The organism is Salinibacterium sp. dk2585 (assembly GCF_008001035.1).
In the GTDB taxonomy this organism is placed as follows: Bacteria; Actinomycetota; Actinomycetes; order Actinomycetales; family Microbacteriaceae; genus Homoserinimonas.
Genome location: NZ_CP042856.1, coordinates 823,905 through 843,587, shown reverse-complemented (window position 1 = coordinate 843,587; position 19,683 = coordinate 823,905). Strand labels below are relative to the sequence as shown.

The 19,683-nt window shown below is 68.0% G+C and carries 20 protein-coding genes; 9 read left to right on the top strand and 11 right to left on the bottom strand.

Going from position 1 to position 19,683, the window contains the following annotated elements:
* Position 1 precedes the first annotated feature (1 nt).
* Positions 2 to 2,287, bottom strand: coding sequence for an acyltransferase family protein (locus FVA74_RS03980; RefSeq protein ID WP_147720534.1), 2,286 nt, complete (start codon positions 2,285 to 2,287; stop codon positions 2 to 4).
* Here FVA74_RS03980 and rfbB point away from each other — a divergent pair.
* From rfbB to FVA74_RS03955, 5 genes are read left to right on the top strand one after another with little or no spacing between them, the layout of a single operon-like run.
* Entirely contained in the window at positions 2,253 to 3,248 is a 996-nt protein-coding gene (gene rfbB, locus FVA74_RS03975; protein ID WP_147720533.1) for a dTDP-glucose 4,6-dehydratase, read from the top strand. The genes FVA74_RS03980 and rfbB overlap by 35 nt on opposite strands.
* Before the next feature lie 48 nt (positions 3,249 to 3,296).
* The gene (locus tag FVA74_RS03970; protein WP_147720531.1) at positions 3,297 to 3,548 is read left to right on the top strand and encodes a type II toxin-antitoxin system Phd/YefM family antitoxin; all 252 of its coding nucleotides are present in this window, start codon (positions 3,297 to 3,299) and stop codon (positions 3,546 to 3,548) included.
* Positions 3,545 to 3,946 carry a PIN domain-containing protein gene (locus tag FVA74_RS03965; RefSeq protein ID WP_147720529.1) on the top strand — a complete coding sequence of 134 codons (402 nt, stop codon included), beginning with the start codon at positions 3,545 to 3,547 and terminating at the stop codon, positions 3,944 to 3,946. Before FVA74_RS03970 ends, FVA74_RS03965 begins: the two co-directional genes overlap by 4 nt.
* Positions 3,947 to 3,953: 7 nt before the next feature.
* Complete coding sequence (gene rfbD / locus FVA74_RS03960) at positions 3,954 to 4,805, top strand: dTDP-4-dehydrorhamnose reductase (protein WP_147720527.1); 852 nt, start codon at positions 3,954 to 3,956, stop codon at positions 4,803 to 4,805.
* A complete protein-coding gene (locus FVA74_RS03955; protein ID WP_147720525.1) occupies positions 4,802 to 5,974 on the top strand; it encodes a glycosyltransferase family 1 protein in 1,173 nt (390 codons plus the stop codon). The genes rfbD and FVA74_RS03955 overlap by 4 nt, the downstream gene beginning before the upstream one ends.
* Before the next feature lie 9 nt (positions 5,975 to 5,983).
* Here FVA74_RS03955 and FVA74_RS03950 read toward each other — a convergent pair whose 3' ends face one another.
* The 3 genes from FVA74_RS03950 to FVA74_RS03940 are packed head-to-tail and all read right to left on the bottom strand — an operon-like array spanning position 5,984 to position 8,973.
* Positions 5,984 to 7,333, bottom strand: coding sequence for an LCP family protein (locus FVA74_RS03950; RefSeq protein WP_370454489.1), 1,350 nt, complete (start codon positions 7,331 to 7,333; stop codon positions 5,984 to 5,986).
* Positions 7,334 to 7,336: 3 nt separating this feature from the next.
* Positions 7,337 to 7,831 carry a 5-(carboxyamino)imidazole ribonucleotide mutase gene (gene purE / locus FVA74_RS03945; protein ID WP_147720524.1) on the bottom strand — a complete coding sequence of 165 codons (495 nt, stop codon included), beginning with the start codon at positions 7,829 to 7,831 and terminating at the stop codon, positions 7,337 to 7,339.
* 17 nt (positions 7,832 to 7,848) lie between these two features.
* A complete protein-coding gene (locus FVA74_RS03940) occupies positions 7,849 to 8,973 on the bottom strand; it encodes a 5-(carboxyamino)imidazole ribonucleotide synthase (RefSeq protein ID WP_147720522.1) in 1,125 nt (374 codons plus the stop codon).
* A gap of 124 nt (positions 8,974 to 9,097) precedes the next feature.
* On the opposite strand from FVA74_RS03940, the gene FVA74_RS03935 reads away from it, so the two are divergent.
* Positions 9,098 to 9,670 carry a GtrA family protein gene (locus FVA74_RS03935; RefSeq protein ID WP_240792297.1) on the top strand — a complete coding sequence of 191 codons (573 nt, stop codon included), beginning with the start codon at positions 9,098 to 9,100 and terminating at the stop codon, positions 9,668 to 9,670.
* On the opposite strand, the gene FVA74_RS03930 is transcribed toward FVA74_RS03935, so the two are convergent.
* The 3 genes from FVA74_RS03930 to FVA74_RS03920 all read right to left on the bottom strand — a co-directional run bounded on the left by FVA74_RS03930 (position 9,569) and on the right by FVA74_RS03920 (position 12,323).
* The gene (locus FVA74_RS03930; RefSeq protein WP_147720520.1) at positions 9,569 to 10,876 is read right to left on the bottom strand and encodes a UDP-glucose/GDP-mannose dehydrogenase family protein; all 1,308 of its coding nucleotides are present in this window, start codon (positions 10,874 to 10,876) and stop codon (positions 9,569 to 9,571) included. The two genes, FVA74_RS03935 and FVA74_RS03930, sit on opposite strands and share 102 nt — an antisense overlap.
* 106 nt (positions 10,877 to 10,982) lie before the next feature.
* Positions 10,983 to 11,525 (bottom strand): PH domain-containing protein, encoded by a 543-nt coding sequence (locus tag FVA74_RS03925; protein ID WP_147720518.1) that lies wholly within the window; start codon positions 11,523 to 11,525, stop codon positions 10,983 to 10,985.
* A 3-nt stretch (positions 11,526 to 11,528) separates the two neighbouring features.
* Complete coding sequence (locus FVA74_RS03920; protein WP_147720516.1) at positions 11,529 to 12,323, bottom strand: biotin--[acetyl-CoA-carboxylase] ligase; 795 nt, start codon at positions 12,321 to 12,323, stop codon at positions 11,529 to 11,531.
* A 154-nt stretch (positions 12,324 to 12,477) separates the two neighbouring features.
* On the opposite strand from FVA74_RS03920, the gene FVA74_RS03915 reads away from it, so the two are divergent.
* Together FVA74_RS03915 and FVA74_RS03910 are read left to right on the top strand one after the other, a co-directional pair.
* The gene (locus tag FVA74_RS03915; RefSeq protein WP_147723050.1) at positions 12,478 to 14,046 is read left to right on the top strand and encodes an acyl-CoA carboxylase subunit beta; all 1,569 of its coding nucleotides are present in this window, start codon (positions 12,478 to 12,480) and stop codon (positions 14,044 to 14,046) included.
* Positions 14,043 to 14,294, top strand: coding sequence for an acyl-CoA carboxylase epsilon subunit (locus FVA74_RS03910; protein WP_147720514.1), 252 nt, complete (start codon positions 14,043 to 14,045; stop codon positions 14,292 to 14,294). The genes FVA74_RS03915 and FVA74_RS03910 overlap by 4 nt, the downstream gene beginning before the upstream one ends.
* 352 nt (positions 14,295 to 14,646) lie before the next feature.
* On the opposite strand, the gene FVA74_RS03905 is transcribed toward FVA74_RS03910, so the two are convergent.
* From FVA74_RS03905 to FVA74_RS03890, 4 genes are all read right to left on the bottom strand, one after another.
* On the bottom strand, positions 14,647 to 15,696 hold the full coding sequence (locus FVA74_RS03905; protein WP_147720512.1) for a hypothetical protein: 1,050 nt from the start codon (positions 15,694 to 15,696) through the stop codon (positions 14,647 to 14,649).
* On the bottom strand, positions 15,693 to 16,952 hold the full coding sequence (locus FVA74_RS03900) for a sensor histidine kinase (RefSeq protein WP_147720511.1): 1,260 nt from the start codon (positions 16,950 to 16,952) through the stop codon (positions 15,693 to 15,695). The genes FVA74_RS03905 and FVA74_RS03900 overlap by 4 nt, the downstream gene beginning before the upstream one ends.
* Positions 16,927 to 17,604: a response regulator transcription factor gene (locus tag FVA74_RS03895; RefSeq protein WP_147720509.1), complete on the bottom strand. Its 678-nt coding sequence runs from the start codon at positions 17,602 to 17,604 to the stop codon at positions 16,927 to 16,929. The genes FVA74_RS03900 and FVA74_RS03895 overlap by 26 nt, the downstream gene beginning before the upstream one ends.
* Positions 17,605 to 17,718: 114 nt before the next feature.
* Positions 17,719 to 18,963, bottom strand: coding sequence for a class I SAM-dependent RNA methyltransferase (locus tag FVA74_RS03890; RefSeq protein ID WP_147720507.1), 1,245 nt, complete (start codon positions 18,961 to 18,963; stop codon positions 17,719 to 17,721).
* 23 nt (positions 18,964 to 18,986) lie between these two features.
* Between FVA74_RS03890 and FVA74_RS03885 the strand changes: the two genes are divergently transcribed.
* Entirely contained in the window at positions 18,987 to 19,661 is a 675-nt protein-coding gene (locus FVA74_RS03885; RefSeq protein ID WP_147720505.1) for a nucleoside triphosphate pyrophosphatase, read from the top strand.
* Positions 19,662 to 19,683: the final 22 nt, after the last annotated feature.

Below are 19,683 nucleotides of genomic sequence, written 5' to 3'. Positions count from 1 at the left end.
GCTAAGGCGCGGTAACCCGTCCGAGCTCTGCCCCCACGAACGACGAAAGGGTGCGCGCGAACGTGCGGCTGATGTGGTTGTCGTCCGCATAGACGACGACGTCCCCGATCACCGCATGGCAAAGGACCTCGTCACAGAAAAGCTCCGAGAGGTCCACGACGGGAACCTCCGCCTGCGACGCTGCGCGAAGCGCTTCATCGTTGGGCAGCGCCTGGACTCGCTTTGTGGCGCACTCGGCGGCATCTGATGTCGTGGAAAGACAAAGGGGGATGTTAATCCTCTGGGGGTCTGGAACGTCTCGGATCAGCACGATCTGCTTGCCCGACTCCCGGACTTCGGTCCACGTGGCCGCAATCTCCTGCGCCGAGAGACGCTGCTGCTCCGGCACGAGGCCGTCGTGATAGCGGCTCGAGAAGTTCGAATACACGACCGTGTCGATGTCGTCGCGGGAGACGAGCGCCTGCTGAACTTCGGCGCTCCAGTCGGCGCACGCCTGTTGCTCCCAATCGGCTCGCCCTGGAAGGCCTATGGGCTCTTCTGAGAGGGCGGGGCATCCGACCCTCAGGTAGGTGACGAGGCGCCAGCCAAGATCGTCAGCAGCGTCTTGCAGAGCTGGAGCCAGGGCCGCAGCGTGTGAATCGCCGACAAGAGCGATCGTGCGTGCAGGTGCCTGCAACTCGCCGTACTGACACGAGACGAGCTCAGCGTCAGAGTCAGCCACGCACCACTCTGGGTCGAGATCTGTTGCGGCGAAGCGGGTATCCGGGTCCCTGGATTGGGCAGTCGGGTCACCGCAGTCCGCGCCCGGGGCCATCGCCTTGGCACCGAAGCACTCGGCTCCCGAGCTCAGCTGTTCCTCAACCCACGTCGCTGTCGCGGCATATCGCGCCTGATCCGCCGCGACAACCGCGAAGGACGAAGCCACGATTACGGCCGGGCCGACGAGAGCAATGATGAACGCGTGCCACGTTCGTATCCCGCGAGCCCTGCGCACAGGGTCTTCGACCAGCCACTTGGTGGCCGCTGCGAGCGCAACGCTTGCCAGACCGATGCCGACCTTCGCGGGCGCCGACAGGACGGTGTCGAATGCGAACGGCACAAAGAAGATCAGCGGCCAGTGCCACAGGTAGATCGAGTACGACCAATCGCCGATCTTCTGCATGGGAAGGACCGAAAGAAGGTTGTGCGACGAAAGGCGCCCCGACACTCCCCCAGCGATCAAGACGAGCACTGTCCCGAGTACCGGCGCGAGGGCGACCCAGCCGGGGAACGGCGAGCTGTCGGTGAGTGCGAATGCTGACCAGACGATGACGATCAATCCCGCCCAGGCCGCGGTGATAGCCAGGGCAGAGCCGAGCTTCGTGCGCTGACGGCTCTCGAGCCTGGGCCACAGCACCATCGCCGCGGCGGCCAGGCCACCCGCGGCAAACTCCCATGTGCGAGTGAGGGTGCTGAAATATGCGGCGGGCTGCGAGTAGGCGGTGAGGATCACGGAGTACAGAAGGCTCGCAACAAACACAAGCGCGAGCATCCCGAACACGGAGGCGACCCGGTGACGAGTCGCGATCTCTACTCGTCGCCGGCGAGCGCTTGCTCGCAGCACCAGCAGCACGCCCACAATCAACATTGGCCAGACGAAGTAGAACTGCTCCTCGACGGAGAGTGACCAGAAGTGTTGTACGGGCGACTCCACGCCTGCCCCACGCAGGTAGTCGACCGAGGTGAAAAGCAGCACCCAGTTGACGACATACAGCGCAGCCGCCGAGGTCTCCCTCAATACGCCCGCGACGAGGGAATCTGGAGCCCACACGACGGTGGCCATCAAAGCAACGGCGAGCACCAGAAGCGCAGCTGGCAGGAGGCGACGGATGCGCCGCGCCCAGAATGTGGCGAGCGCCACAGTGCCCGACCGCTGCACTTCGTCAAGGAGATGCGACGTGATCAGGAACCCGGAGATGACGAAGAAGACATCGACGCCCACATAGCCACCGCTCAGCCGGTTTGGCCAGAGGTGATAGATCACGACGAGGGCCACCGCGACTGCTCGCAGCCCCTGAATGTCGGTGCGGAACCCGCGCTTCGCCGGTATCGACTGCGAGGAGGCAATGTGATGCGAAGCCGGGCGGATCACATCTGCTTGCCCTGGCTGCACGACGACGATCCTAATGGCCGCCGCGGTCGTCCGCCTCTCATGAATCGCCGGATGACGCGCGGCTAGAATCTGGGGGACCCGCCAAGGAGGCACACCCCCAATGAAGATGCTCGTCACCGGCGGAGCCGGGTTCATCGGTTCCAACTTCGTGCACCACGTGCTCAGCGAGACCGACCACAGTGTCACGGTGCTCGACAAGCTGACCTATGCCGGCAACCTGGCCTCGCTCGAGGGCCTGCCGAAGGACCGTTTCGAGTTCGTGCAGGGTGACATCTGCGACGCGGAACTCGTCGATGCGCTGTTCGCCCGCCACGATGCCGTCGTCCACTACGCCGCCGAGAGCCACAACGACAACTCGCTCGATGACCCGCGGCCCTTCCTCGACACCAACATCATCGGCACCTACACGCTGCTGGAGGCGGCGCGCAAGCACGGCATCCGCTTCCACCACATCTCGACCGATGAGGTCTATGGCGACCTCGAGCTCGACGACCCGGAGCGCTTCACGGAGCACACGCCCTACAACCCGTCGAGCCCCTACTCCTCGACCAAGGCAGGCAGCGACCTGCTGGTGCGGGCGTGGGTCCGTTCCTTCGGGGTCAAGGCGACCATCTCGAACTGTTCCAACAACTACGGGCCCTACCAGCACGTCGAGAAGTTCATCCCCCGCCAGATCACGAACGTGCTGCGCGGCGAGCGCCCCAAGCTCTACGGCACGGGCGAGAATGTGCGCGACTGGATCCACGCGGATGACCACTCCTCCGCCGTGCTCGTGATCCTCGAGAAGGGTGAGATCGGTGAGACCTACCTGATCGGCGCCGACGGGGAGAAGAACAACAAGGACGTCGTCGAGCTCATCCTCACGCAGCTCGGTCAGCCCTCGGACGCATACGACCACGTGAATGACCGCCCCGGCCACGACCTGCGCTACGCGATCGACTCGACGCGCCTGCGCACCGAACTCGGCTGGACGCCCCGCTACGACGACTTCGAGGCCGGCCTCGCCGCCACGATCGAGTGGTACCGCGACAACGAGAACTGGTGGGCGCCCCAGAAAGACGCCACAGAGGCCCGGTACAAAGCGCAGGGGCAGTGATGTCGCCCCCAATTTGGGGGACGTGCTACGCGCGGCTACACTTGCCGCATGACCGAAGTGCCCGTGCGCGAACTGCGGAACCACACCGCCGATGTCATCGAACGCGCCCGCAGAGGTGAAGAAGTCACGATCACCGTGAACGGCGTTCCGGCCGCCAAGCTGATTGCCGTCACACCGCCGCTCAAGCAGTACCTGACGGTGGAAGATCTGATGGCAATGCGGCCGAAGCGTCCCATCAACGAACCGCATCCTCACGATGTATGGGACGATACGACCGACGAGCTTGGCCCGATCGAATGACCGAGCGGGCGGGGCTCCTCGACACCAGCGTGCTCATTGCGGTCGAACAGCATCGGTCGCTTGATCACGCGCGGTTGCCACTTCAACAGCATGTCTCCGTGATCTCGCGCGGCGAACTCTACGCCGGAGTGCATGCCTCGCAGACGCCGGAAGTGCGAGCAGCGCGCCTCGCAACGCTGGAGTCCATCGCCGGACTGAGTCTCCTCGCCATCGGCCGCGACGAAGCCACTGAATGGGGTCGCCTTCGGTATGCGCTCGCCGCAGCAAAACGGCGTGTGAACGTGAACGACCTGTGGATCGCCGCAATCGCCGTGGCCAACGGTCTGCCAGTCATCACCCAGGATGACGACTTCGACATCATTCACGAACACGGCGGCCCTGCCGTCATCAAAGTCTAGGAAGCAAATGAAGACACTCATCGCCGGCGCGAACGGGATGCTCGGCCGCGACCTGCAGACGGTGCTGGCCGGCACGGATGTCACGGCCCTGGGCCGCGCTGAGCTCGACGTGACCGACCTCGACGCCGTGCTCGCGGCATCCGAGGGCCACGACGTCATCATCAACGCCTCTGCCTACACGAAGGTGGACGACGCGGAGACGCACGAGGATGACGCCTATGCGGTCAACGCAACGGGCACGGGCAACCTCGCGACGGCGGCGGCACGGCACGGCGTGCGCTTCGTGACGGTCTCGACGGACTACGTCTTCGCCGGAGACGCGACCCAGCCCTACCCCGAGGACGCTCCGATCGACCCCAAGAACGCCTACGGGCGCACGAAGGCCGAGGGCGAGCGACTCGCACTGGCGGCGCACCCCGACGGCACCTACATCGTGCGCACCGCGTGGCTCTATGGCGAGCACGGGCCGAACTTCGTCAAGACGATGCTGCGCCTCGCCGCAGACCGCGACACGTTGAGCGTGGTCGACGACCAGGTCGGGCAACCCACGTGGACACTCGACCTCGCGCGCCAGATCGCTGCCCTGATCGACTCGGATGCGCCCGCTGGCGCCTACCACGGCACCAACGGCGGGCAGACGAGCTGGTTCGGCTTCACCCGCGAGATCTTCCGCCTCAGCGGCCTCGACCCCGAGCGCGTGCAGCCCACCGACAGCGCCTCATTCGTGCGCCCTGCTGCGCGGCCCGCGTACTCGGTGCTTGGCCACGGGCGCTGGGCCGACGCCGGCCTCTCCCCCATGCGCCGGTGGGAAGAAGCCCTCGCCGAAGCTCTTGCCACCGGAGTTGCGAGCACCCCATGACGACAACCCTGCGCGTGCTCCTTGACCCCGTCACGGCGCCCGTGCCGGGTGGTATCGGTCGCTATACGGAGGAACTGGCCCGCGCACTGATCGCGGTCGCGCCGGAGGGCTGTGCCGTCGCGGGCGTCATCCCCCGGTCGCCGGTCGAGGAACGGGAACGGCTCACGACCCTGCTCCCCGGCCTGGAGGAGCTGATCGAGCTACCCCTCCCTCGGCGCGAACTCCACCTCGCGTGGCGGGCAGGCGTGACCGCGCTTCCCGGCCGCACGGGGGACGGTGAGATCCGGAGCGCCAAGGGCATGCTCCACAGCGCGAATGCGGTCGCTCCGCTCGGGAGGCATGACCGCATCAACGAGCCCGGCAACCAGACGGTCGTAACGGTGCACGACGTCACTGCGTGGACACACCCGGACGCCCTCCCCAAGGGCAGGGCCGCGTTGCTTCGGGCCATGGTCAAGCGGGCTCACCGCTACGCCGACGCCGTCATCACGCCGACCCACACGGTGGCGGCGCAGCTCAACGAGATCCACAATTTCGGCGATCGCATCCGCGTCATCGGGGGTGCCGTAAGCAGCAAGCTCACGACACCGGTCGATGCGGATGCCCGTGCCGAGGCCCTCGACCTGCCGGAGCGCTACATCCTCACCGCAGGGACCCTCGAGCCTCGCAAGCGCCTCGGTGCGCTCATCGCATCGCTCGCGCACCGGGACTCCGTCGATCTCCCCCTCCTCATTGCGGGGCCGGAAGGCTGGGGCGGTGTCGACGTGGCGGCAGTCGCCGCCGACCACGGTCTCGCGCCCGACCGCGTGCGCACGCTTGGCTTTCTGCCCGACGCCGACCTCGCGGTCGTCATCGCACGTGCCAGCGCCTTCGTGCACCCGAGCGTCTCCGGAGGCTTCCCGCTCCCCGTCATCGAGGCGTTCAGCTTCGGGGTGCCCGTCGTGCACTCCGACGATCCCTCGGTCGTCGAAGTCGCGGCCGACGCCGGTGTCGCGGTCGAGGCATCCAACGACACCGAGTACCCGGCACGGCTCGCCCGCGCGATCAACGAGGTCGTGAGCGACGAGAAACGAGCATCGCAACTGGCGTTGCTCGGGCAGGACCGCTCACGCGCCTACGCGTGGGATTCCGCGGCGCGCGAAGTGTGGAACCTACACGCCGAGCTCTGAAGCGGCAGCCTACTCCGCGGGCTGCACCAGCGAGTCCTGCACGATCGCGTGGATCGACGCGTAGTCGGGGTAGACCGTGTCGACGCCCGAGTCGGGAACGAGTTCGAGCGTAGCGATCGCGTGCTCGCGCGACTTGCCCGCCAGGTCGACGAAGACACCGATCATGACATCAGGGATGTCTGTCTTCACGACTTGGGTGCCGGCGTCAGCGACCGCCTGGAACTTGCTGACGACGTTCGTCGGCTCCATCTGCGTGATGATGGCCTGCTGCACCTGGCGCTGGCGTTCCATGCGCTCGAGGTCATTCCCGTCGAAGCGGGAGCGCGCGTACCAGAGCGCCTGCTCGCCGTTCATGCGTTGCGGCCCTGCCTCGAAGTAGCCGAAGGGGGTGGGGCTCGTGACCGGCCCGTATGCGAGGCGCTCTGGCACCTCGATCTCGACACCGCCGAGCGCGTCGATGAGATGCTGGAAGCCGTGCATGTCAATCAGCACGTAGTAGTGCAGGTGCAGACCGGTCACGCCCTCGACGGCGTCGCGCATCGCCTCAAGGCCGGCGCTGCTGCCCTTCGACTCGGCGTCCGGATACAGCTCCGAGTTCTCTTCACCCACCGTGTAGAGGTAGCTGATGAGGCATTCGTCGCCGCAGTCGTAGCCGTTCGGGTAGGCCTCGAACATGGGTGAGCCCTCGGAAAAGGTGGCGCGCTCGAAGTTGCGCGGCACGCCGATGATCGTGGTCGCGCCCGTCTCGGCGTCGACGCTGACGACGGAGATGCTGTCGGGTCGCAGGCCCTCCCTGTCGGCTCCTGCGTCTCCGCCCAGGAGGAGGATGTTGTAGCGGCCATCGACCGGCTCGGCGTACTCACCGCTTTGGAACACCGACACGATCGCGTCGCGCGCCACACCCGCGAGGTGTGCGCCGTATGCGGCCCCACCCGCCGTCAGGACGAGGGCGACGACCGCGACACCGGCCAGGAACGGCCGCGCCCCCGGGGACGCCTTCACGAGCCTGACCAGCCGCAGGGCGTCGAGCGTCAGGACCACCCACAGCACGGCGTACGCGCCGAGCAGCACCTGCCCCACCGTGAGCGCGATCGGGTTCGTTGCAAGGGTCAGCAGCACCGTGCTGTCGATGAGGTACACGACCAGCACGAGGAGCGCGACCGCCCACAGCACGAAGGTCGCCGAGACGCCGAAGCGGCCCAGGCGGCGGTTGCCTGCCAGCATCTGGGCTGAGCCGGGAATAAGCACGTTGAGCGCGACGAGCCACCACGCCCTCGCGGTCATCACCTCGCGCGAGCTGGTGTCGGGGTTGCGCACGGTCGGCCTGGCCGAGTGCATGCTCTGTGCTGCGGATGCCACGGGCTAGAGGCGTGCCTTCAGTGCGGTGTTCTTCTCCTCGACCATGTGCTCGAGGTCACGGGAATACTGCGCGAGCTGCCCGGCGATCGTGGCATCCGTCGATCCCAGGATGCGCAGTGCGAGCAGGCCCGCGTTCTTCGCTCCGCCGATGGAGACGGTCGCGACGGGGATGCCGGCGGGCATCTGCACGATCGAGAGCAGGGAGTCCATGCCGTCGAGTCGCGCGAGGGGCACGGGCACGCCGATGACCGGCAGCGTCGTGACGGAGGCGACCATGCCGGGCAGGTGTGCCGCCCCGCCGGCGCCGGCGATGATCGCACGGATGCCTCGGCCGGCCGCCTCACGGCCGAAGGCGATCATCTTGTCGGGCGTGCGGTGCGCCGAGACGACCTCGACCTCATGGGGCACGCCGAACTCGTTGAGCACCGCCGCCGCGTCGCCCATGACGGGCCAGTCGGAGTCGGAGCCCATGATGATCGACACGAGCGGTGAAGGCATGGGCACGATAGTAGCGGCTAGAAGCTCAGCATTTCGGCAGCCGCGCGCGCCTGGTAGACGACGTCATCGAGGTCGTCGCCACCCATCGAGACGTGGCCGACCTTGCGGCCGGGGCGCGACTCCTTGCCGTAGGAGTGGAACTTGACGAGCGGATGCTCCGCCATCGCCCGCGGGTAGCGCGAGTCGAGGGACTCCCCGATGGGCCCGCCGAGCACATTCACCATGACCGACCAGGGGTCGCGACATCCGGTGCCGCCGAGCGGGAGGTCGAGCACGGCCCGGAGGTGTTGTTCGAACTGGCTCGTCGTCGAGCCCTCGATGCTCCAGTGGCCGCTGTTGTGGGGACGCATCGCGAGCTCGTTAATGAGGAGGCGCTCGTCGGTCGTCTCGAAGAGCTCGACGGCGAGCACGCCGGTGACGTCGAGTCCCTCTGCCACCGTGACGGCAATCTGTTCCGCGACATCCGAAAGCTTGCCGGCCGAGTGGGGTGCCGGAGCGATGACCTCGGCGCACACGCCGTTCTGCTGCACGCTCTCGACGACGGGCCACGCCGTGATGCCGCCGGAGGGACGACGGGCCACCGACTGTGCGAGCTCGCGACGGAACTCGACGAGTTCTTCCACGAGCAGGGCGCCGACCGCGGCGTCCTCGAACCAGGGGATGGCCTCGTGTCCGCGGCGCACGACCTTGACCCCCTTGCCGTCGTAGCCACCGCGCGGCGTCTTGACAACGGCCGCTCCCCCGTGGGCATCGATGAACTCGTCGAGCTGGGCCGCAGTGGAGACCGCGGCCCAATCGGGCATGGGCAGGCCGAGCTGGCCGAGCCGCTCGCGCATGAGGAGCTTGTCCTGCGCATACAGCAGCGCGTGTGGGCCGGGCCGCACAGGCACGCCCGACTCGACGAGCCGCCCCAGCACCGTCTGGGGAACGTGCTCGTGGTCGAAGGTGACGGCGTCGAGCCCCTCCGACCAGCGCAGCACCTGATCGGCGTCGCGGTAGTCGCCTACGGCGGTCGCGGCGATCCCGGCGGGGCTGCCCTCCGCCTCAGCGAAGACCCGCAGCTCGATGCCCAGGTGGGTCGCTGCGGGGATCATCATGCGGGCAAGCTGCCCGCCCCCGATTACACCGACGGTCAAGGTCATGGGATCTCCTGGGGTCGACGAGCAGCGTTCGCACAGCCCGCTCCTACACAGTGGACGGGCGGATGTCGGCGGTTAGACTGCGAACCGCCACACACCATCTTCGCCTATCCACGGGGTCCCCACTTTGCGCAGCGCACCGAGCACCACGGCACGGCTCGGCCGAAGGCTGCGGAGCCGCCTCTTCGCGCAACTCGCCCGCTTCGGCGTGGTCGGCACGGTGGGCCTCGTGATCGACGTGACGCTCTTCAACGTGCTGCGCCTCACGGTGCTCTCACCCGAGGCGCTGCACGAGGGGCCCGTCGCGGCGAAGGTCGTCTCCACCTCCGTCGCGATCTTCGCGAACTGGCTCGGCAACCGCTACTGGACCTTCCACCGCGAGCAGCGCGCCCACCCCGTCGGTGAGGGCCTGCGCTTCGCCGCCGTCAGCATATTGGCCATGGGCATCCCGCTCACCTGCCTCTGGGTCTCACACTACGTGCTCGGCTTCACGAGCCTCCTGGCCGACAACGTGTCGACCAACGTCGTCGGGCTCGCGCTCGGCATGGTGTTCCGATTCTGGCTCTACCGCACATGGGTCTTCGCCGAGCCGGCCGCCTCAGGGGCGGCCGAGCGCCCGGTAGTGCCATCCGGCCTCGCGCCACTGCACCGGGTCCAGGCAGTTGCGCCCGTCGACGATCGCTGGCACGCGAACGACTGACGCGAGCGCTGCGGGGTCGAGCTCCCGGTACTCGCGCCACTCGGTGAGGAGGAGCACGGCATCCGCTCCCTCGGCGGCCTGTGAGGCGGTCAGCGCGACCGCGAGGTCGGGCTTGCGGCGCAGCGCAGTAGTGAGGGCCTGGGGATCGGTCGCGACGACGTCGGCACCGAGTTCGGTCAGGCGCAGCGCGACATCGAGAGCTGGCGAGTCGCGCACATCATCCGAGTCGGGCTTGAACGCGAGCCCCAGCACGGCGATGCGCTTGCCCCGCACGTCGCCGCCAACGACCTCTTTCGCGAGGTCGACCATCCGCTCGCGGCGGCGCAGGTTGATGGCGTCGACCTCCTGCAGGAAGGAGAGCGCCTGGTCGACACCAAGCTCCTCAGCGCGCGCCATGAACGCACGGATGTCTTTGGGGAGGCAGCCACCGCCGAAGCCGAGCCCAGCGTTGAGAAAGCGGCGGCCGATGCGGGCATCGTGGCCGATCGCGTCGGCGAGCGCCGTGACATCCGCCCCCGTGGCCTCAGCGACCTCGGCCATGGCGTTGATGAAGGAGATCTTGGTCGCGAGGAAGGCGTTGGCTGAGACCTTTACCAGCTCAGCGGTCGCGAAGTCGGTGACGACCTTGGGCGAGCCATTCGCGAGGGCGGCCCCGTAGACCTCGTCGAGCAGGCCCTCGGCCGTGTCGTCGCCGGGGGCGAGCCCATAGACGAGACGGTCGGGCGCGATCGTGTCTTTCACGGCGAATCCCTCGCGCAAGAACTCCGGATTCCAGGCGAGGGAGGCGCCGGGTGCGGCCTCGCGGATGCGCTCATACAGCCCGGCAGCCGTGCCGACGGGAACCGTGGACTTGCCGACGACGAGGTCGCCGGGCTTCAGGTGGGGCAGGAGCGACTCGACGGCGGCGTGCACGTAGGTGAGGTCGGCGGCGTTGCTGCCCTCGAGCTGGGGCGTGCCAACCGCGATGAAGTGCACGCGCGCGGATGCGACGGCGGAGACATCCGTGCTGAAGGACAAGCGCCCCGACGCGCTCGCGGTAGTCAGGAGCTCTGGCAGCCCGGGCTCATAGAAGGGCGGCCGACCCTCCGCGAGTAGCTCGATCTTGTGCTCGTCGACGTCGATGCCGACGACCTCATGGCCGATCTCCGCCATGCAGGCCGCGTGGACGGCTCCCAGGTACCCACAACCGATGACCGAGATCTTCACGCCGTCTCCCTTTCCAGGCCGAGCGCCGGGGGCGGCGGTGTCGCACCCCGGCGCGTCACTGCATCCGAATGAGGGCAACCTACCTCACCCGGGTTACCGGCGGCGGTCAGTTCCAGGCCGTCGTCTCATCATTCGCGTGCGACGCCTCCTGCTGTCGGCGTGCCGCGATGGGGTTCATGTTCTTCTCCATGAGGTCGTGCAGCGCGCCCTGCACGAGCTGCGCGCCCGGCACATCACGCAGCACGACGGGATGCTCGAGTCCCGAGTTGATGAGCACGTCGCCGCTGCCGAACATCGACTGCAGTGCCCTCTGCCGCACTGTGATGTCATAGCCCCTGCTGTGCAGGAGCTCCTGCCGCGTGCGCGTCGAGAGCCCGCGACGGATGACGATGCGCCGTGTCGTGATGACGGTGCGGCTCGCAAGCCAGCGCAGGAGGGGAATGAGCCAGATCAGCGCGAGGGCGAGGCTGCCGAGCCCGACGAGGAGCGCGTTCTGCCACGGTTCGGGGAACACCTCGGCGAAGTAGGCGAGCGCCCCGGCTCCTGCGATGAGGATGAGGCTCGGCCAGAAGAGTACGCGGGCGTGTGGCCGCAGGCGCGCGAGCACTCGCTCGCTTGCGGGCGCCGGATCCGCGAACTCGGTGGACATCCCTTATTCATACCTCACGTGGGTCACGTCACCGGCGGCGACGATCTGCCGCGTTCCGGGTTGATCGTCGCGCTCGATCACGAGCCGCCCTGCCTCGTCGATCTCTAACGCGAGTGCCATGACCGTCTCATCTCCCGGCAGGGTCACCCGCACTCGGCGGCCGAGGGTCGCGCACTCCTTGGACACGAGCGAGCGGATGCCACTGCGCTCCGCATCCCCGCCATGCTCCTGCAGCACGGAGTACAGCTCGCGCAACTCACGCAGGTACACGGAGAACGCACGGTCGAGGAGATCGTCGGCCTCGGCACCCTCGAGCGTGAGGGAGGTTGCCATCTCGGTCGGCAGGGTGTCTTCTGGCATCGTCAGGTTTAGTCCCGCCCCCAGCACGACGGCCGGTCCGTCATGGCTCGGCGCGACCTCCGCGAGGAGTCCCGAGACCTTCCGCCCGCGCACGAGCACGTCGTTGGGCCACTTCACGGCGACTGACCGGTCATCGTCGGTGGGCAGCACCGACCGCACCGCGCGCGCCATCGCGAGTCCCGCGACGAGGGGAAGCCAGCCCCAGGCATCCGTGCCGAAGCTCGGGCGCAGCAGCACCGAGACCGCGAGCGTCTGTCCCGGCGGGGCAACCCAGGTGCGTCCGAGGCGGCCGCGACCGGCGGTCTGCGAGTCCGTCGCGACGACCGTGAAATGCTCGGCGCCAGCGGATGCCCGTGCCACCAGTTCAGTGTTGGTCGACCCGCACTCGGGCAGGAACTCGAGAGCGTCGGCCTCGGCGCGACTCAGTGGCAGCAGCATCCGTTTAGCGTATCGGGGCAGTGAACCTCCAAGGCTTTTGTCGCAAACCTCCCAAGCCCGGGGAGGGGTGGCCGGTAAAGTGATGCGGGTGACTGCCGACAACGACGCCCCCACTCCTGTTCCCGCCGCAGCCGAGCAGTCGAGCGTGACGCCCATGACGACGGCCGAAAAGCTCGCCGACCTCAAGGTTCGCTACCACGAGGCCGTGACCGCGAGCGGCGAGGCGGCGATCAAGAAGCAGCACGCGAAGGGCAAGAAGACCGCCCGTGAGCGTATCGAGCAGCTGCTCGACCCGGGCTCCTTCGTCGAGCTGGACGAGTTCGTGCGCCACCGCACGCACGCCTTCGGCATGGACAAGTCACGCCCCTACGGTGACGCCGTCGTGACCGGCACCGGCACGATCCATGGTCGCCACGTCGCCGTGTATGCGCAGGACTTCACGATCTTCGGTGGCTCGCTCGGCGAGGTCGCGGGCGAGAAGATCATCAAGGTCATGGACCTCGCCCTCCGCCTCGGCATTCCCATCATCGGGATGCTCGACTCGGGTGGCGCGCGCATCCAGGAGGGTGTCGTCGCCCTCGGCAAGTACGGCGAGATCTTCCGTCGCAACACGATGGCCTCCGGCGTCATCCCGCAGATCTCGATCGTCATGGGCCCCGCCGCCGGCGGCGCGGTCTACTCCCCCGCCCTCACCGACTTCGTCATCATGGTCGACAAGACGAGCCAGATGTTCGTCACGGGCCCCGACGTCATCAAGACCGTCACGGGCGAAGACGTCGGCATGGAAGAGCTCGGCGGCGCGCTGACCCACAACACGGTCTCCGGCGTTTCGCACTACCTCGCGAGCGATGAGGACGACGCGCTCGACTACGCGCGCGCCCTCCTCTCCTTCCTCCCCGACAACAACCTCGCCGAACTGCCGCTCTACGCGAGCGAGGTCGAGCTCGAGATCACCGACGACGACCGCAAGCTCAACGCCGTCATCCCCGACAGCCCCAACCAGCCCTACGACGTCGGCACGATCATCGAGCACATCGTCGATGGCGGCGACTTCCTCGAGGTGCAGCCGCTCTTCGCGCCCAACATCGTCGTCGGTTTCGGTCGCGTCGAGGGTCGCTCGGTGGGCATCATCGCCAACCAGCCCAACGCAATGGCGGGCACTCTCAACATTGAGGCGGGAGAGAAAGCTGCACGCTTCGTGCGCTTCTGCGACGCCTTCAACGTCCCGATCCTCACGCTCGTCGACGTGCCCGGCTACCTGCCCGGCACCGACCAGGAGTGGACGGGCGTCATCCGCCGCGGAGCCAAGCTCCTCTACGCCTACGCAGAAGCGACCGTGCCGCTCGTGACGGTCATCACGCGCAAGGCCTACGGCGGTGCCTACATCGTGATGGGCTCGAAGCAGCTCGGCGCGGACCTCAACTACGCATGGCCGACCGCCGAGATTGCCGTCATGGGCGGGCAGGGCGCGGTCAACATCCTTTACCGCAGCGAGCTCAAGGAGGCGGAGGCCAACGGCGAGGATGTCGCGGCCGTGCGCACCCGCCTCGCCAACGAGTACACCTACAACGTCGCAAGCCCCTTCCTTGCTGCTGAGCGCGGCGAGCTCGACGGGGTCATCGAACCCGCGGCAACCCGCGTCATCGTGACGAAGGCGCTCCGCACCCTCGCGACCAAGCGTGCGAGCATGCCGCCCAAGAAGCACGGGAACATTCCGCTGTGACCGATCGCTCGGCCAACTCGGAATCCTCCCTCGAGGAGTCGACCCCGGCTGCCGAAATCTCGGTGCTTGCGGGCAGTCCCAGCCCCTCTGAGGCCGCTGCGGTCGTCGCCGTCGTGACGTCGGCGATCGATGAACTTCGCGAGCAGGGCCAGGTGCTGCCCGCGCCTCGACAGGATGCCTGGGCTCGAAGCGCCCGCGGCCTGCGGAAGCCCTTCGCGCCGGGCAGCTGGCGTTCCTTCACGGGGTGAGGAACCAGCCGGCGGGCCATCGTCCCGAGGCCCGAGCGTGGGAGCGCTCACATGCTGTTTGTCCCCCGGCACGTACCCCGAAAAGGGGCCGCGACCCCGACAGCATGGCGGTATTTCGGGGCATTCCGGCGAGATTGTCCCCCGATCGTCCCCCGAAATGACGACTTTGCTGTATGGTTTCGAGCAAGCAACATAGACAGTGCTAGGTGTCACTCCAAGAGTCACACCACGATTCGATAGCCGACTAGGGTAAGCGGGCTAACGAATTGGGGGCGGGTCAGGGCGATATTCGGGTTATCGCCCTGACCCGGGGTCTTGAAGGGCCGGAACTGAGGTTCCGGCCCTTCGCCCGTTAACCGACGTGCGCGGCGGCTTCGGCACCGCTGCGGGGAATCTCGAGCCACAGTGCCACCTCGGAATCGTCGGCGTCCGCATCGGCGTGGCCGAGCAGGTTCACCCCGCTCGCCGTAAGCCCCACGACGGTCACGGCGACGTCCGAGTCATCCGCCACGGTGCGGACGATGATGGTGTCGGCCGAAGAGGAGCGCAAGGCCGCGGCGATCTCACGATGGATCCGTTCGCTCTCCTCCGGCGGCAGGTCATCGAGGCCGCCCTCGTCGAGCAGCGTGACCGTTGCGCCGCGCCGCCTGGCGGCCATGACCTGCTCGCGAACGGCATCGTCAAGCAGGGTGCGGCCCCTGATCTCGTCGCGGATCGCCGCCTCGAGGTAGATGCACTCGCGCTGCTGCCCGGAGGTGAGGGCGGCCCCCGTCGCAACGATGTGGCGAAGCATGGGGAGCGCCATCCGCGCGGTCTGCCCCAGGCGCGTGCGTCGCTCCGAGAGGTGCGCCTCCTGGGCGGTGCGCCATTCGGCCGCCTCGCGCTCCGCGACCGAGTACGCCTTCGCATCCCGCTCCGCCTTGGCGAGCGAACGCTGCAGCATGTGTGAGACCCCGACCCAGAGCACGCTGCCGATCACGCCGAGGGACCCGAGCGAGCCGACGCCGTCCCACAGCACCGACTGCACGACCAGGGTGCCAACGCCGATCCAGGCGAGCAGCTGGAAACCGCGGGCCGAGGTGATGACCATCAGCACGCCGACCGCCGCCACATGCCACGTGGAGTAGTCGGAGCCGATCTCGTGATCCTCCGGGAGCTGGGTCGCCACGAGCACGGGCAGCAGGATGGCTACGAGCACGTTCGCCGACCCGACCCATGGTGTGAAGCGGCGGTCGACCACCGCGAGGCTCACGATTGTGGCGATCGCATAGAGCACCATCGCGAGCACGACCTGGCCCGGGCGGTTGCCGACCGGGAGCGAGGATGCCGCGAGCACGAGCTGGTATGCCGAGAAGACCGCCCCCAGGGCGATGATCGCGAACTTGGGCACCGCAATGTTCATGCGCTCAGCCCCTCCCCCGGATCAGCGGGCCAATCGATGAACACGAGCGTGCCCTCGCCGGGGGCGGACTCGATGCGGGCCTCACCGCCGGCCCCGTGCATCCGGTCGATAATCGAGACGCGCACGCCCAGTCGCTCGGACGGGATCTCGTCGACGACGAACCCGACGCCCGTATCGCCCACCTCGATACGCACACCCGCGGGGCCATGACGTCGCATCGTCACCCACCGCGAGACGCCCTCAGCGCCTGCGTGCTGGATGCTGTTGACCATCGCCTGCCTCGTGGCCGAATACAGGGACTCGGCGGCGAGCACGGGCAGCACGGTGTCGCCGAGGTCATCGATCTCGATACGGAACGGCTGCCCCATCCGCGCCTGGGTCTCGGTGATGCGCCGGGCCACGACCTGTGCGTAGACGCCACCCCGCTCCTCGGGTGCCGCCAGCTCGGCCGCCTTGAGATGCACGATCGCGGTCTTCGCGAGGCTCGTCGCCTGCTGCCGATGTTCGTCGGTCTCGGCCCTGCCGGCCGAGAGGAACGCGCTCAGGACGGTGTCGTGCACGATCGCATCCACCTGCACGCGCTCGACCTCCCGCGCGTGTTCGCCCACGGCATCCAGGTAGCTCGAGAGCGCGGTCGACTGGGCAGCGTCGACCGAGGCGGCCGCCGAGCGCAGCATCGTGATGATCGCCAGCACGGCGCCGCCCAGCAGCACCGAATAGATCACGTCGAGCGCCGTGATGGTGGGGTCGGCGCTGCCGCCGAAGACCGAGAGCCGCAGGATGCCGTAGAGCACCGGCGTGACGAGCAGGTAGATGGCGGCAGCCCACACCGTGAACGCGACCGCCGCGGCGGCCGTGGCGACCGTGACCATGAACCAGACCCAGGGCCGCTCGACGGCGCTCCAGCCACCCTCCGCCACGCCGGGGATCCAGAAGACGAGCGAGAGCAGGAACACGACCGCGATCGCCGCGTTGGCGAGCCGCGTGCCCCTGCGCAGGACCGACGCGACACCGCTCGCGAGGAGCGCGCCGTAGAACGCCACGACCATAACGGTCCACCAGACGGGGTCAATCAGTGGGCGCTGGCCGAGTGCCGCCAGCAGTGTCTGGGCGCCGAACAGGATCCCGAAGAGGGCGACGGCGCGCGCGATGACGACCTCGAGGCTCGCCACGCTGATGGGGCGTCTCGGATGCTTCTGCCCCGGTTGGGGTGGGAGCGCGACCTGGCGCTCAGGCGCCATTGAGCGTGTCGACATCCATGCTGGGCAGGATGCCGTCTTCGACAGCCCGACGCAGCAGGTCCACCTTGGTGGGGGCGGGACGCCCTACCTCGACGTACTTCATGCGGATGCGATCGAGGTACTCGCGCGCGGTCGAGTAGCCGATGCCAAGCTTCTCGGCCGCAAGCTTGAGCGGCAGGCCCGAGGCGTAAAGGTGCAGGATCTCGCGCTCGCGGCGCCCGAGCTGGGCCTTGGCGAAGTCACTGTCCGCGTCGATCGCGGTCGCCCACTCGAGGTTGTTGAGCACCTCGCCCCTCGCAACGGTCTCGACGGCCGTCATGACGATCTGGGTAGCGGAGGACTTGGGGATGACGCCGGCCGCCCCTGCAGCGAGCGCCTCACGCACGAGCGCGACGCGGTCGGCAATGCTGTGCACGAGCACGGCGGAGCCGGTGGCCTGCACGCGCTTGACGTTCTCTGTGACGGTCGAGCCATCGCCGAGCGACAGGTCGAGCACGACCACATCGTTTTCGCGGCCAGCGAGCTCCCGCTCGAACTCCGAGACGGATGCCGCGGCGACAAGGAACTCGTAGCCGGCCTCGATGCACGCGGAGCGCAGGCCGAGCCTCACCGACTCGTGGTCGTCCACGACCGACACCCGTACGGGCGACGCTGGGGTTGCATTCATCGGGCTGGATCTTTCGCTTGCGTCTGAACCTTCGGGCGGCAAACGTCGCCCTCTCCAAGCCTAGACCGCGGAGCACCGCGGAGGACGGAGAATAAGCGACATTCCTTCGGTATGTCACTCACGAATGAAGTGTGCGACCGCCTCGACATGGTGCGTGTGCGGGAAGAGGTCAAAGGCACGAAGGCGTGAGAGCCGGTACCCACGCTCGCGAAGGAACCCGGCGTCGCGCGCGAGTGCCACGGGATCACACGCAACGTAGACGAGCTGTGCCGGCCCGAGCTCGACAAGCGAGTCGATGACCTGTCGGCCGGCTCCCGCCCGAGGCGGGTCGAGCACGACCGTCGCGCCATCCAGGCGCTGCCTCGACGACGTGAGGTCGCGAAGGTACCGGTCGACCCGATTCGTCACGGCGCGCGCACCGACCCACTCGACGAGGTTCTCGGCCGCGTGGTCAGTCGCGAGTGAGTCGCCCTCGACGGTCGTAATGCGAGTCGTCGGGCCGAAGCGGTCCGCGACGGCGGCCGCGAGCAGGCCGACGCCCCCATACAGGTCTTGATTCGCGGCGCGCGGGTCGAAGAGTTCCGCGTCGATCGCATCCTGCACCGCCCGGGTCAGCGTCTCGGCGGCGGAACGGTGCACCTGCCAGAACCCGCGAACATCGACACGGAACTCCCGCTCCCCCACGACCTCAGTGATGCGCTGGGGCTTGGGGCGTGCCTTCGACGTCGAATCGCCCGCGAGAACGAAGGCGTTGCCGGCCGACGGCGCCACAATGTCGACGTGGGTGGAGCCCGCGAAGCGCTCGTCGAGCGGCGTGATGCGGGCCACCTCTGGCGTCGCGAGGGGCACGGATGACACGGGCACGACATCGTGCGAACGCGCCGCATAGGGGCCCAGCGTGCCGTCGGGGGCAACGTGCAGGCGGAGTCGCGTGCGCCAGCCCGTGCCATCGGCCTCGCCCGGGATCGCCTCGACCGCAACATCCGTCTCGATGCCGCCCATGCGCTGCAAGGAGTCGACGAGCACCTGACGCTTCAATTCGCGCTGGTGCTCGAGGTCGATGTGACCGAACTCCGCACCACCGGCGCGCACCTCGGGGGCACGGCCAACGGATGCCTCGGCCCAGACGTGCTCGCGGCGATGCTCTGAGGGCTCGAGCACGCCGACAGTCTCGGCGCGCCAGAACTTTGCCTTCGAGTCATCCGTTATCCGCGCCACGACCCGCTCGCCGGGAATCGCGTCTGCGACGAAGACGACCCGCCCCTCCATGCGGGCGACGGAGACGCCCCCGTGGGCGATGTTGGTAACGTCGAGTTCGACCTCGGTACCTCGGGACGCGGTGCCATGCGATTCAGCCATCCCTCGAGCATAGGAGCCCCCAGATGCCAGAGCGCCGAGCAGACGACCCCCCGGTGCGGCTCTACCTCGCCTCGACCTCGCCCGCGCGCCTCGCGACGCTCCGGGCGGCCGGCGTGGAGCCCGCGGGACTCATCAGCCCCGGCGTCGACGAGGACGCGCTCGTCGAGTCCCTGACGTCGTCGCGAGGACCATTGAGCGCGGCCGAGATGGTCGCAGAACTCGCGCGCGCCAAGGCAGAGGCCGTCGTCGGACGCCTCGTCGAAGGCGAGCCGATCGACGGCTTCATCCTGGGCGGAGACAGCGCCTTCGAGATCGACGACGTCGTGCACGGCAAGCCGCACCGGGACGAGGTCGCACGCGAGCGATGGAAGGCCATGCGCGGCCGCAGCGGCGTGCTGCACTCCGGCCACTGGCTCATCGATCACCGCGGCGGCGTGCCGGCGCTCGGCGTCGGCCGGGTCGAGGATGCCGTCGTCGAGTTCGCCGACGACGTGAGCGACGCCGAGATCGACGCCTACATCGCGACACGCGAGCCGCTCTCGGTTGCGGGCGCATTCACGATCGACAGTCGCGGCCAGGCCTACATCCGCACGATCGACGGGCATCCGAGCACCGTCATCGGCCTCTCCGTGCCCGCACTCCGAAGCCTCCTGCGCGAAGGCTTCGGCGTCGAGTGGCACCGACTCTGGAACCGCTGACCGCACCACTTGTGCACATGGT

Coding starts and splice junctions, on each gene's coding strand:
- FVA74_RS03920 (WP_147720516.1), bottom strand. CDS start 12,323: ATGCTGCTGCCACTGAGTCGCGCCGAGGCCGACGCTCTCGAGTTCCTG.
- FVA74_RS03915 (WP_147723050.1), top strand. CDS start 12,478: ATGACGACGGCCGAAAAGCTCGCCGACCTCAAGGTTCGCTACCACGAG.
- FVA74_RS03895 (WP_147720509.1), bottom strand. CDS start 17,604: ATGAATGCAACCCCAGCGTCGCCCGTACGGGTGTCGGTCGTGGACGAC.
- FVA74_RS03965 (WP_147720529.1), top strand. CDS start 3,545: ATGACCGAGCGGGCGGGGCTCCTCGACACCAGCGTGCTCATTGCGGTC.
- FVA74_RS03970 (WP_147720531.1), top strand. CDS start 3,297: ATGACCGAAGTGCCCGTGCGCGAACTGCGGAACCACACCGCCGATGTC.
- purE (WP_147720524.1), bottom strand. CDS start 7,831: ATGCCTTCACCGCTCGTGTCGATCATCATGGGCTCCGACTCCGACTGG.
- FVA74_RS03900 (WP_147720511.1), bottom strand. CDS start 16,952: ATGTCGACACGCTCAATGGCGCCTGAGCGCCAGGTCGCGCTCCCACCC.
- FVA74_RS03980 (WP_147720534.1), bottom strand. CDS start 2,287: ATGAACCCGGCTCCGCCGGTGACGAGCATCTTCATTGGGGGTGTGCCT.
- FVA74_RS03955 (WP_147720525.1), top strand. CDS start 4,802: ATGACGACAACCCTGCGCGTGCTCCTTGACCCCGTCACGGCGCCCGTG.
- rfbD (WP_147720527.1), top strand. CDS start 3,954: ATGAAGACACTCATCGCCGGCGCGAACGGGATGCTCGGCCGCGACCTG.
- rfbB (WP_147720533.1), top strand. CDS start 2,253: ATGAAGATGCTCGTCACCGGCGGAGCCGGGTTCATCGGTTCCAACTTC.
- FVA74_RS03925 (WP_147720518.1), bottom strand. CDS start 11,525: ATGTCCACCGAGTTCGCGGATCCGGCGCCCGCAAGCGAGCGAGTGCTC.
- FVA74_RS03940 (WP_147720522.1), bottom strand. CDS start 8,973: ATGACCTTGACCGTCGGTGTAATCGGGGGCGGGCAGCTTGCCCGCATG.
- FVA74_RS03905 (WP_147720512.1), bottom strand. CDS start 15,696: ATGAACATTGCGGTGCCCAAGTTCGCGATCATCGCCCTGGGGGCGGTC.
- FVA74_RS03885 (WP_147720505.1), top strand. CDS start 18,987: ATGCCAGAGCGCCGAGCAGACGACCCCCCGGTGCGGCTCTACCTCGCC.
- FVA74_RS03890 (WP_147720507.1), bottom strand. CDS start 18,963: ATGGCTGAATCGCATGGCACCGCGTCCCGAGGTACCGAGGTCGAACTC.